General features: G+C 42.9%; 10 protein-coding genes. 5 read left to right on the top strand and 5 right to left on the bottom strand.

What is annotated here, in order from left to right:
- Positions 1-4 precede the first annotated feature (4 nt).
- A complete protein-coding gene (locus IEW93_RS04010) occupies positions 5-1,366 on the bottom strand; it encodes an RsmB/NOP family class I SAM-dependent RNA methyltransferase (protein WP_188737160.1) in 1,362 nt (453 codons plus the stop codon).
- 135 nt (positions 1,367-1,501) lie between these two features.
- On the bottom strand, positions 1,502-2,173 hold the full coding sequence (locus IEW93_RS04005) for a DUF2461 domain-containing protein (RefSeq protein ID WP_188737158.1): 672 nt from the start codon (positions 2,171-2,173) through the stop codon (positions 1,502-1,504).
- Positions 2,174-3,062: 889 nt separating this feature from the next.
- On the opposite strand from IEW93_RS04005, the gene IEW93_RS04000 reads away from it, so the two are divergent.
- The 4 genes from IEW93_RS04000 (at position 3,063) to IEW93_RS03985 (ending at position 7,597) form a co-directional block, all read left to right on the top strand.
- Positions 3,063-3,494 carry an ATP-dependent zinc protease family protein gene (locus tag IEW93_RS04000; protein WP_188737157.1) on the top strand — a complete coding sequence of 144 codons (432 nt, stop codon included), beginning with the start codon at positions 3,063-3,065 and terminating at the stop codon, positions 3,492-3,494.
- 4 nt (positions 3,495-3,498) lie between these two features.
- Positions 3,499-4,404 carry a 30S ribosomal protein S6--L-glutamate ligase gene (rimK, locus tag IEW93_RS03995; protein ID WP_188737155.1) on the top strand — a complete coding sequence of 302 codons (906 nt, stop codon included), beginning with the start codon at positions 3,499-3,501 and terminating at the stop codon, positions 4,402-4,404.
- Positions 4,404-5,414: a succinylglutamate desuccinylase/aspartoacylase family protein gene (locus IEW93_RS03990; RefSeq protein WP_188737153.1), complete on the top strand. Its 1,011-nt coding sequence runs from the start codon at positions 4,404-4,406 to the stop codon at positions 5,412-5,414. The genes rimK and IEW93_RS03990 overlap by 1 nt, the downstream gene beginning before the upstream one ends.
- A 599-nt stretch (positions 5,415-6,013) precedes the next feature.
- Positions 6,014-7,597 (top strand): methyl-accepting chemotaxis protein, encoded by a 1,584-nt coding sequence (locus IEW93_RS03985; protein ID WP_188737151.1) that lies wholly within the window; start codon positions 6,014-6,016, stop codon positions 7,595-7,597.
- Positions 7,598-7,674: 77 nt separating this feature from the next.
- Here the strand turns inward: IEW93_RS03985 and IEW93_RS03980 are convergent, their stop codons facing one another.
- Positions 7,675-9,705 (bottom strand): methyl-accepting chemotaxis protein, encoded by a 2,031-nt coding sequence (locus IEW93_RS03980; RefSeq protein WP_188737366.1) that lies wholly within the window; start codon positions 9,703-9,705, stop codon positions 7,675-7,677.
- Between the two features lie 185 nt (positions 9,706-9,890).
- Here IEW93_RS03980 and IEW93_RS03975 point away from each other — a divergent pair, with 185 nt between their 5' ends.
- Entirely contained in the window at positions 9,891-10,580 is a 690-nt protein-coding gene (locus IEW93_RS03975; protein ID WP_188737148.1) for a fumarylacetoacetate hydrolase family protein, read from the top strand.
- A 77-nt stretch (positions 10,581-10,657) separates the two neighbouring features.
- Here the strand turns inward: IEW93_RS03975 and IEW93_RS03970 are convergent, their stop codons facing one another.
- Both IEW93_RS03970 and pfaD read right to left on the bottom strand, forming a co-directional pair.
- Positions 10,658-10,915, bottom strand: coding sequence for a hypothetical protein (locus tag IEW93_RS03970; RefSeq protein ID WP_188737146.1), 258 nt, complete (start codon positions 10,913-10,915; stop codon positions 10,658-10,660).
- 27 nt (positions 10,916-10,942) lie between these two features.
- The gene (gene pfaD / locus IEW93_RS03965) at positions 10,943-12,571 is read right to left on the bottom strand and encodes an eicosapentaenoate synthase subunit PfaD (protein ID WP_188737144.1); all 1,629 of its coding nucleotides are present in this window, start codon (positions 12,569-12,571) and stop codon (positions 10,943-10,945) included.
- Positions 12,572-12,582: the final 11 nt, after the last annotated feature.

Genomic DNA, 12,582 nt, shown 5'->3' with positions numbered 1-12,582 from the left:
GATTTTATTTTCGGCGCATTTTAGCGACAAACATCCCATCACTGTCTGCAACTTGCGGCCAAATGGTAAGCATGCTGCACGATCCACCTGTAAATGGGTGGATCACAGGTACTAATTCGAATTCATTGGTTTGCGCTAAAAATGCCTCAACAACGTGTTCATTTTCACTTGGTGACAATGAACACGTTGCATACACTAATTGCCCACCTGATTTCACCGCCTTAGCACTGCGGGTTAAAATATCTAATTGCAGCGTTGGTTTATCACTCACCGCGCTTGCATCATCTAACCAGCGCATATCAGGATTGCGTCGCCAAGTGCCTGTGCAACTGCACGGCGCATCAACTAACACACCGTCAAATGTGTTGGCATTAACGGGTAGGGCATCTGATTTCCATGGCGCAACACTAATGTTGTTAAAGCCTGCACGGCTTGCTCGTTTGTTCAGTTCTTCTAAAGGCTTATGGCGAATGTCTGAGGCAATAATGCTGCCACTGCTTTGTGGGTGTTGTTGTAGCATTAACGAGCGTAATTGTAAGGTTTTACCACCGGCGCCACTGCACGCATCCCACCATTGTTCATCAGCATTAGGTTGGCAAACTTGGCCAATAACTTGAGAGGCAAGATCTTGAATTTCAAGATGACCTTGCTTATAAGTTTCAATCTCATTGAGGTTGATGCTCTTATTGCCCAGACTTATGGCGTCAGTAAAGTATTGACTAGCCACGGCGTCAACACCGGCGTTATTCAGTTGCGCAATGGCAGTGGCAGCCTTTATGCTCTGCACACGAGCCCAAATTGGCGGGCGACTGGTCATTGCTTCAACTACAGCGAGTTGTTCTGCTGGTGAAACTGGGCAGGTTCGCCAAAACCAGCTGGGCAGTAAATCGCTAAGTTGACAATCGGTTAGACCAGAGAACGACATAAATAACGCGAGTTTGTCATTAATACTGTCGCTGTTTGTCGGCGGTACTTCTGTTGGCGTCCATGCGGCTATCGTGTCCCATGCTTGAGTAATATCTTGCCATTTATGCTGCTCAAGTGCAGCACAAGCCGTTAACTGTCTAAACCAAGTTACGTGAGGTTGTGGTGCTTGCAATTGTTTCAGCCAACCCCACCAACGAAATAATCCAAATAACGTTTCGCGGATCACTCGTCTATCTTTTGAACCGTGCTTTTTATGTTCACGAAAATATTGGCCAATAATTCTATCAGCCGGCATTTTGGTGCTCATGACCTGGTTAAACAGCATTTCTATCGTGGTGGCATAACTCAGTGCACGTTTTTGTGCGGGAGTACTGGCCTCAATAACAATGCTGTCATTAAATGCTGACAGAAAGGGCTTAGCAGAATGTGTTTGACTCATTAAATAACCTGATGTGGCGAAATAGCAAAAGTATTGGTGCAACTTAATGCAATATGGCGCTAGTTTACCATGCCCTGAGGCGAAAACCGCATAGGTCAGCGGAGTTAGTTTTTACTGCTAAATATGTTGTTTGCGTTAAAAATCTAAAGACAGCGCAAAGCACAGATAAGCCATTAATGAACGAGTATGTTCAAACTCTTTACTGCAAAATTCGACAAAATGCTCGCTACACACTTGCTCAATGGTGATGGGCTTGATTGCGATAAAATCTTTACGTTTAAGCTCATCAATTAGTGGATGCTGGCTATCAAATCCCCGTGGCGGCCTGAGTAAACTGTCGCCCGTTAATTCAAACCCAGCTTGCTTTAACGTCGCCAAGGCTTTTTTGTAGCTGTTTGGGTTTTCATCGATACAATGCCTTATCGCATTAAGCGCTTTAGACTCAGGGTGCCAAATACCCGCGGCAATAAAACATTCATCATTGGCTATATGCACATAAAACCCAGGGGCATGAACATCTTTTGCTTGGAAATGCCTAAACTGAATGCCCACATTGGTTTTATATGGGGTTTTATCTTTACTAAAACGGCTATCACGTTGTGGACGCATTAAGCTGCCACCGACCTTTTTAGGAATGGCTGTAAATCGAGGTGATAAGGCTAAAATAGGCCCTTGCATTGCGTCAATAAATTGCAGCGCTGGAGTACGAACATTATCTTCATAATCGGTTTGATTAGCTTTAAACCACTCCCTGTCATTATGAGTGGCCAGTTGTTGTAAAAAATGAAAGCTATGAGAGCTAAACATGGTAATACCTTTTATATCGTTAATCCTAAATGATAACCGTGAGCGTGTTTTGGGTTTATGAGGCACATGTCCATGTGGCAATGTGAAATACGACCTAGGGTTGGGTATATCAATGATATCGCAAATCGGTCCTGTTTATCATTTACGTTATGATAAAGAACCTGTCATTTTTATGATCATTTGAGTCTAAAATAACCTGTACTATTATATACACACCAACTGATTTTGATATGAGTGTTATTTAACCTTTTATATTTTTTTCGTTAGTGTTTTAAAGTATATTTTTAAAGTTAAGTCACCTTTTTGTCGCTTTGGATATGGTGTGTTTTTTTTGTAACCTACTGAGTTAAAGCTTTAATTTTTGTTGGTGTTCAATGTTAGTTTGATATAAATAGCATTTTTGTGTTAAAATTGCTTTAAAGGTTGTTTTATCCCAGTCTTGTTATTTTGTTTTTTATCAAGCATCTTGTTTGTATCTTCCCTAAATCGCATTCATTCACAATGACACAACATTTTCCGGATTAACATGTTAGTGTACTGAGAGTGACTGGCTGACGACTAAAACCAACGGTTATTAGTCTATATCTTGACTAGAATACATTGAACAAGGTCACATTGATGGCAATAAGGTCACAGTTTGGCGATATCACAATATACCAATCAGGATAAATAAGTTATCAGAGATTACGTAGGGGAATTGCTTAGAATTAAGGCGGGAGTTGCAGCTAACTAGTTGTTCTACCTTGAAAATATCTAACGGCCTTGTAAGCGATGTTAACCAGTAAGAATGATCACATTCTTGTGCTGATTGGTATTACATAATCATAAATAGATTTTATTGATAGATTACACTCTGGAATGAAAATTCCTCTACAAGAAAGGATCGACCATGACTGAACACTCCCTCGGAATAGTGGGTTGGCGAGAGTGGGGCACTTTTCCTGAAATTGGCAACGAAAGAGTCAAAATCAAAGTGGATACTGGCGCAAAAACGTCTTGTTTGCACGCATTTAAAATTAAACCGTTTCAAAAAAATAAACAAAAGTGGGTTCGAGTCTGGCTTCATCCGGAGCAAGAATCAGACCGTGAAGTAGTGTGCGAATTCCCTGTATTTGATCGCCGAGCTGTAAGTGACTCCGGCGGACATGTGACTAACCGCTACGTGATAAAAACGCCGATTATTATCGGTGACCAACAATTCGATATCGAACTGACCTTAACAAACAGAGACAACATGACATTCAGAATGTTGCTTGGCCGGCGCGCATTAGAAGGGCGTTTTTTGGTAAATTCAGCAGAGTCATATTTAGCAGGAGAATAGCAAAATGCAAATCGCCATTATGTCGAGGAATCGCAATCTTTATTCAACAAGTCGACTTAAAGAAGCGGCTGAAGCACGTGGTCATGAAGTTAAAATTGTTGACCCACTAAAGTGTTACATGAACATCAATATGAACGCGCCAAGCATCCATGTTCGCGGTGAAGAGCTGCCAAAATTTGATGCAGTTATTCCGCGTATTGGTGCCTCGGTCACGTTTTATGGTACAGCCGTTTTACGCCAATTTGAGATGATGGGAACACACCCATTAAACGAATCCGTTGCCATTACTCGCTCACGCGATAAATTACGTTCGTTACAGCTTTTATCTCGTAAAAGTATAGGTTTGCCAATAACGGGCTTTGCTAACCAACCAGCAGATGTGCCAGATTTATTGGACATGGTGGGCGGTGCGCCTTGTGTCATTAAACTGCTTGAAGGAACTCAAGGGATCGGTGTAGTGCTTGCTGAAACGCGTAAAGCGGCAGAGTCAGTTATTGAAGCGTTTATGGGCTTAAAAGCCAACATAATGGTGCAAGAATATATTGCCGAAGCAGGTGGTGCAGACATTCGTTGTTTTGTGATTGGCGATCGCGTGATTGCAGCAATGAAACGCCAAGCATTACCGGGTGAGTTTCGCTCTAATTTACACCGTGGTGGTTCAGCCAGCATTGTTAAGTTAACGCCAGAAGAGCGCTCTACAGCGCTTAGGGCTGCGAAAACAATGGGCTTAAATGTTGCCGGTGTTGACATTTTACGTTCTAAACATGGCCCGTTAGTAATGGAAGTGAACTCTTCTCCTGGCCTTGAAGGTATCGAAAAAGCAACCGGTATTGATGTCGCAGAGAAGATTATTCAATTTATCGAAAAAAATGTTAAGCCTACTAGCGCAAAAACCAAAGGAGTCGGTTAATGGCAAAAAAGCACGAACCGTTTGTTATTGGTGATGTATCTGTTACCGCTGGGACACAATTAAGTGTCAAGCTGCCTGCTGCAAAACTGTATAACGACACACCAATGGATTTGCATGTTGAAGTGTTTCACGGCACAAAACCTGGGCCCACGTTGCTTGTGTGCGCGGCCATTCATGGTGATGAGTTAAATGGCATTGAGATATGTCGACGTTTGCTCGGTCGTGTGAATGCTAAAACCTTAACCGGTACCTTATTAGTGGTACCGATTGTGAATGTGTTTGGTTTTATCCAGCAATCACGTTACCTGCCTGATCGCCGTGATTTAAATCGCTGCTTTCCAGGGTCTGCTAAAGGTGCTTTAGCCAGTCGTTTAGCACATTTGTTCAGCAGTATGCTGGTAAAGCGTGCAACGCATATTGTTGATTTGCACACAGGTGCTATTCATCGTGAAAACTTACCGCAAATTCGTTGTGATACAGACGATGAAACCATGCTAGCGATGGCAAATGCTTTTGGCGCACCGGTGGTGATGTCATCAAAAGCGCGTGATGGTTCGATGCGGGGTTATGCAAATAGCCTCGAAATCCCCTGTATTTTATACGAAGCAGGTGAGGCTTTACGTTTTAGTGAGCTGTCGATTAAATCAGGTTTAAATGGTGTATTAAATGTGATGCGATGCATTGGCATGCTTAAAGGTAAAATAAAACCGACAGCATCAGTTAATGCCAGCCGCAGTTATTGGGTACGCAGTGAAGCGGACGGTTTAGTTAATATTAAACTTAAACTTGGTGAGCGCGTATCGAAAGGCCAAGTTCTGGCAAACATAGTCAATCCATTGGGCGGTGAGCCTTATGCATTGTTAGCGCCAAGTGACGGGATTATTATCGGTAACAGTAATATACCTGTGACAAATGAAGGTGAAGCCTTGTTCCACATTGCCCAATTTAGTGGCGATGAGATTGAAATTATCAACGATAATCTCGATGATTTTATGCAGGAATATGCATAGCCTGAGTTATCGCTGTGAATGATTGTGACTCTAATGGCGTGGAATCTTATTCCACGCCATTTTTTTAGGGTAGTAAAAAGCGTTAATACCATTATTTCAACAATGCGCCTCAAACTGAACTGTCTGAGCGACTCTGATTGGTCATATAATTAATGGAAATGGTATAAGATTGCGTAAGAAAAATTGCTTAGAATAAGGCTGAAATTGCAGCGAGCTCGTTGTTTTACCTTCAACATTTCTAACGAAATTATAAGCGATGTTAACCTGTAAAAAAGATCACATTTTTGTGCTGAACGGCATAACTCTAGATAACCTCTGCGTCATTTATTCACCTCTTAAAAGCTTAAGTTAAGTAGGCTCTTATCGTTTGTCATTCGGTATAAGCTCAGCTGGTTATTTGTAAAAATTCAGATAGATACTATATTTAAACCTAATAAATGTAAGGTTATACATTTATCCGTATTCACGCTATATTATTAATCGTTAATTAAGCTTTTCGTTATAGTCTTTTGTGTCATCTAATGATGCTTTACGTGCTTTATTATCGATGACAAAGGATTAATCCTTCACAACATTTAAAGACAAGGAAGTCAGTGCCTATGCGCAATAATCAACCCGTCACCCAAAAACAATTTCACTTTGATGAAAATACACGTCTTATTTCTGGGACAGATTTACGCGGTCATATAACCTATTGTAACGATGCTTTTGTTGAGGTTAGTGGTTTTGACAGAGATGAATTAATCGGTAAACCACACAATCTTGTGCGTCATCCTGATATGCCAAGTGATGTATTTAACGCCATGTGGAAGTGTATCTCTAGCGGTAAGGTGTGGATGGGGCTAGTAAAAAATAGGCGTAAAAATGGTGATCATTACTGGGTAAGTGCATTTGTTACGCCGGTATTTGAACACAACAAAGTGGTTGGTTACGAGTCGGTTAGGGTGGTCGCTTTACCTTCAGAAATCGCTCGAGCCGAAGCCGCTTATGCACGAATTAGAGCTCAAAAAGCACCACGACCTTTATCTGCAAAGCTAGCTCACCATGCTATTAAGCTACTCCCAGCCTGGCTGCCAATGTTGATTTTATCTGGCATATTAATGGCATTTTGGGGAGGCAGTGCGGGTGCTTTAGGCTTATTAACCCTAATATTAAGTACAGCTTGGTTAGGTTATAAACAGCAGCAGGATTGGTTTGAAGTGGTCAAACTTAATCCAGAATCTTTTAGCGATTTAACGGTTGCTGAAACGTATTTTGCCGACTTTGGCGCTAAAGCTCAGGCTAAATTAGCCCTTGGTTGTGAGGTTGCTCGTTGCCGCACCGCAATGACACGTATTGAAGATGCAGCCAAGTCATTAGATGGCATAGTTGAGCATACGCAAGTTGAAGCGGAATCCACCGCAAAAGCCGTTTCGCTTCAAAGTGTGTCAACACAACAAATTGCGTCAGCGATTACCCAAATGTCGACAGCGATCCAAGAGGTGTCAACCAATGTTGAGCGCAATGCCGAAAGTGCCAAAGATGCTTTAGATAATGTTAGCGAAGGCGCTAAGCTTGCCGATCAAGCAAAGCATTCTATTGATGAGTTAAATTTATCTGTTGCCGACATTGCTACAACCGTCCGTGAGCTTTCAGAGTCAACGATTGAGATTGGGCAAGCTGCCAGTTTAATCTCTAGTATTGCTGACCAAACCAATTTACTTGCCCTTAATGCTGCAATTGAGGCCGCCAGGGCGGGTGAACAGGGACGAGGTTTTAGTGTGGTGGCTGATGAAGTGCGCTCATTGGCGTTAAAAACACGTGAGTCTACAGATAAAATTCACGGTATAGTCAACGTGTTAACCAAGCGGGCTGAAAACGCGGTGCAAGTGTCTATTAAAGGTGAAATGGCTGCGAGCAAAGGCGTTGAAATTGTCGATAAAACGAGAAACGCATTGGCATCGATTAATCAATCAGTCGAGCAAATTACTCAATTGACGTTAGATATGTCTGCTGCTGTTGAACAACAAAGTGCGGTCGCTGAGCACATTAATCAACAAATTATAGAAATTGCTGATTCAGCCGAAATCACTAAAGAGTCATCACAAAAATCGTTACATAACAGCAGCGAGCTTGGGCAAGCCGTGTTGATGGCGCGCTCAATTATTCGCCGTTTTGCTGTGGGCACCTTAGGTAAAAAATAACTCGGCATTAACGAATAAAAATGGCCAAGCGGTTTGCGTTTGGCCTTTTTTGTTGATGCGATTTATAAACAAGGATATTACAACTTAAAGCGCTCTACTGATGTGGTTAGCGAATGCGCCAGCTGGTTTAATTGCTGACTACGTTGAGCCATGGTCGTCGACTCCTCGGCATTTTGCGTGGCGGCATTTGCGGTTTCTGTCATGGTTTGTTCAATGGACTGGCTATAATTGACTTGCTGATCTGCAGCTTGGGTAATGCTTTGGCTCATGCCATTAATAATGCTTAGTGCGGATTCAATTTGTTCGATGGCATTATTGAGTGATTGGCTTTGCTCAACACACTCATTAGCCTGGGTTTGCCCCTTATAAATCGCATTCACCGCGTTATTGGTTTCTTGTTGAAGTGCGGTAATCATCGTTTGAATTTCAGCCGTTGATAATTGGGTGCGCGAAGCCAGTGAGCGAACCTCATCGGCAACGACAGCAAAACCGCGGCCATGTTCGCCTGCTCTTGCAGCTTCGATGGCTGCGTTTAATGCCAATAGGTTGGTTTGATCTGCAATGGCGCTAATGGTGGTTAAAATGCCGCCAATATTATCGCTGTGCTGACTCAGTTTAGTCATAATATTGACTGAGTCGCTTAATCCTTTTGACAAGGCAGCTATACGATTGCGGTTATCGTTAGCAATTGTTTTTACTTGAGCCCCTTGTGTTGAGGCTAATTTAACGTGTTGCTCTGATTCTAAAGCTTGCTCATTTACCGTCATTGAGCTGTGGTGTATTTGTTCTGCCAATTGTTTAGCTTGGTTTATGTTATCGATTTGCCCTAATGCAGAACGTGATATTTTTTGGCTTTGATCTTGAGAACGAATAGCAGCATCATCGAGTAAATGTGCATCACGGGTTATGTCTTGCAGTAAGTCAGTTAAGTCATCAGACAGTTTATTGATGTTATCCATTAGCTCACCAAACTCATCGTTATTTCGTTTTGTTAAGCGTCGCGATAAATCACCACTAGCGATACGTGATAGTGCATTATTACTGGCTTTTAATGGTCCGAGCATGGCGTTAGAAGTGAAGTAATAAATAAATCCTGCCATTAATACAAATACAACAGCCATGACGATAGCCAATGTTTTTGCCGTGTTGACCTCATCGATAGCGAGCAGTTGCATATCGTTAAAGCCTTGGTTGGCGAGTTGAACAAGCTGATCTAATTGCTGATTTGTTGATTCAAATAGCTGGTTCGATTTTATATAACTGGATTCAGCTTGTTGAAATTGCTCAACCACTTTCATTTGTGCCTTGTACAAGTCTCCAGGAGTATCGACCAAAACCAAGAGTTTAGCTAAATTAGCATCGAAGTCGCCTAGTAATTGTGCAACAGGCAACGTTGCTGCTTGTTGCTTGAGATAGTCAGTGTTAGTGGTGATATTGCCAAGCAGCATTGCAACATCTTGCTTATGTATTTCTACGGCCTCGGCTGTGGTTAAACGTCCTAGCTCGGTGACAGTGTTGCCCAGGGTAAATAGCATGTCATCGATACGAACTCCTGAACCGATAACAGCTTCGAGTAATTGTTCTTCACCTGCTGGTGCTTCAACAATTTCTAAGTCGATCATATTATTGCTGGCATCGATTTTAAGATTATCAAATTGATTTTTAAGGGCACTGAAATTATTTTTACTTTGTTCAATGGCCAATTTGGCACTAAACATGGTTTGAGAAACATCGGCATATTGCAGGTAGACATTTTTTGCTTGGCTGAGGGCTTTATCCATTTGAGGATGGTTTGCCACTTTTGCAGATAAATCCGCTAATGCATTCGAAAAATCTTGCTGCAAAGCAGTAAATTGCTTAAAACTGGTTGTAATATCGTCGTTGCCTATTTGTGAGTATGCCAAGCTTTCTGTTTTGGCCATTTTCAGCAAGGTAATTTGTAACGCCGTAGATTGGTTTTGGACAGGTACCGCTAACACTTCAATATTACTATTCGCGGTTTGAATTTCACTCAGTGACCGGTAAAAAAAACTACTTCCAGCAAGTAATAAAATGCCTATAGAAGCAAACCCCAGTGCAATTTTTTGTTTAATGGTAAGTGCAAGCATGGTCATTGAGTGTCTCTTGTTATTTTCGCTGTCTGAGCAGTGAATATTTATTGTGTAACACTTTTTATGTTTTTGTTAATTAAATGTAATTGCTGTTGTGAGGTAATGCAATCTGGTAACGCGATTAATTAACACGTTATCATTGCCGTTGGGTGAGTTTGGGTGAAATAAAAGTCGAGGTTAATGTGAGCTTACAACAATTGGTTTTAAAGCAACAAAATGCAGATGTATTGATAACGCCATCCAAAATTGTTTGTATTGGGCGTAATTATGTAGACCATATTCATGAACTGGGCAATGACGTGCCTGATGAAATGGTGGTGTTTTTAAAACCTAATTCTGCCATTACTGACACCTTACACAGTGAAATGGGTGAAACCCTGCATTATGAAGCTGAGCTGTGTTTTATGGTTAAGGATGGTCAATTTAGCGCTGTAGGCGTTGGACTGGATATGACCAAGCGTGAATTACAGGGCAAACTCAAAAAGCAGGGTTTACCGTGGGAGCGCAGTAAAGCATTTGACGGTTCAGCATTGTTTAGCGAATTTATTCCCATCACATCAGCGCAGCAAAATTGGTGTTTTCAATTGACTATTGATAACGTGGTGACTCAACTTGGACATCAGCAATTAATGACTTACCAGCCCAATGCCATGTTTGCCGCCATCAGTGAGTTTATGAGCTTGAATGACGGCGATATTGTGATGACAGGTACCCCAAAAGGCGTTGGCGCTGTCTGTGGTAACACTTCGTTTGAAATCAGCCTGTGGCCAAATGTGCCGTTTGAGGTATTTGAATCGGCGCTGTGTGGCGATAAATCGATGGTAGAGCTTTGTGGTCAAGCCATGTTAGTTAAACAGTGGAAGGCAGTTTGACAGTCGGTGTATTAAAAGCAAAAAGACCCTCTTAGCGTAGAGGGTCTTTTTTATTCATTGCTAATATCAGTTCGGCATTATTTCAGTAATGCAACGGCTTCCATGTCAAGCTCAATATCGGTACAGCCTTTCGCGCAATAAATGCCGGGGGCTTTTGCAGTTGGCTTGGCATTTTTACTGTTAGGTGGCAATTGCAATGTGAGTGGTTTATTGCAGTCGGCACACGTGGCGCTGTTGCCTTTTAGCATGCGCTTTATCAGGTTTTTTTGCTGGTTGAATGACGCCAACGTTGAACCATTTACCGCTGAAAAATCGAGTTTTTGTGTGTCGCTCATTATCGTTCCTATTATCTCGAGTGCAGGCTACTTCACTTGATCTGCAGGGCGCCAGCGCTGTAAGGCAACTGGTAGGCTAACGCCTTGAGCCGTTAATAAGTTTACTCGTGCTAAGTAAGCTGCGCCATGCATTAAGTGTTTGGCTAAATCGACTGCATGTCGTTGAGTATAGTCATCTAAATAACTGCCTTTTGCCCAGGCGTTAAATGCGCCAAGGGCTGGGCCTGCCCAAATTTGATAATCCATTTCACGGCCGGTTTCACCTGTGTTTGACCAGCGGCTTGACAGCCCAAGGTACCAGCGGAAAATTAATGCCATTTTGCGCTTAGGGTTATCTTTAGCGCGCTCGATTTGCTTAGGGTCGCGCTCATTAAAATGCGCCACTGTACCGGCCCAAATATCATCTAGGCTTGAGCGAAATACTTGTTTTTCAAGCTTTTCACGCTCATCAACCGGTATGGCTTCTATTGAGTCATAACGAGTGTAAATTTCGTACAGTTTGTTAGCGCGCATCGGGAAGAGGGTGCCGCGTTTCACCACTTGCAGTTTAACGCCCATTTCGAACATATCGGCCGCAGGTGCCATGGTCACATCGGCCATTTCTGTGGTGGCTAATAATTTACGGGTGTGTTCACTGGCGCCGGCTTCTACGCAAGCCTGGTTAATTGAGCCTGTGACAATAAACGCCGCGCCCATGTTGAAGGTTGCCAGAGCCGCATCGGGCGTACCCACACCACCACCGGCACCTACGCGAATAGGGGTTTTGTAATTGTATTGTGCTTGGACTTCATCTTTTAGTGCCAAAATGGTGGGCAGTAACGTCACTAATGGACGGTTATCGGTATGACCACCTGAATCGGCTTCCGCGGTTATGTCATCGGCCATCGGCACTAATTGGGCTAACTCCATTTGCTCTGGCGTGATAAGGCCTTCATCCACTAGTTGTTGCAGTATTTTGGCCGGGGCAGGCTGCATAAACTTAATTGCCACTTCGGTGCGGCTAATTTTGGCGATGACTTTGTTGTCTATTTGAATGTCACCTTGAGCATCACGGCTTAAGCCTGCTGCGCGGTAATAGACAATTTGCGGTGTTAAGCCCAAAAAGGCAGAGGCTTCTACGGTGCGCACTTTGTGTTTTAAAAATAGCTCTACGCTACCGCGCTCTAGTGCTGGCTCACTTGGGCTATGGATTAAGTTAAACGCATAGGGCCCATTTGGCAGGGCTGCTTGAATACGCGTAATGGCTTGCTCAACCCGTGATGGGATAAGCCCTGCTGCGCCAAATGAACATAAAATACCAGCCTGGCCTAATGCGATAACCAGCTCTTCTGAGGCAATACCGTTGGCCATGGCTCCAGCGTAATAAGCGTATTTAACCCCATGAACACGACGGAAATTACTGTCACCTAAACTTTGGGTGCCAAGAGCTGGGGCAAAGGCGCTAACAGGCAGGGCGTTAACGGCGGTGATTGCATCGGTCACTACTTGAGCTTGTTGTGCAACACCTAAACCCTGCTGAGCATCGTTCACCACATAACAGGCTTGCGATAAGTCTTTAAGCTTTTTGTTCATCCCTGCAGGGTCAAAACTGACGTGCTGTTGGCTCACTTGCCAAGGCCATGGAGAAAGCTTTTCGTTTTTTATTTGGGTTGTCATTATCTTTTCCT

It is taken from the genome of Shewanella inventionis (assembly GCF_014641855.1).
GTDB classification, from domain to species: domain Bacteria; phylum Pseudomonadota; class Gammaproteobacteria; order Enterobacterales; family Shewanellaceae; genus Shewanella; species Shewanella inventionis.
This window is presented reverse-complemented; position numbering and strand designations above follow the sequence as displayed.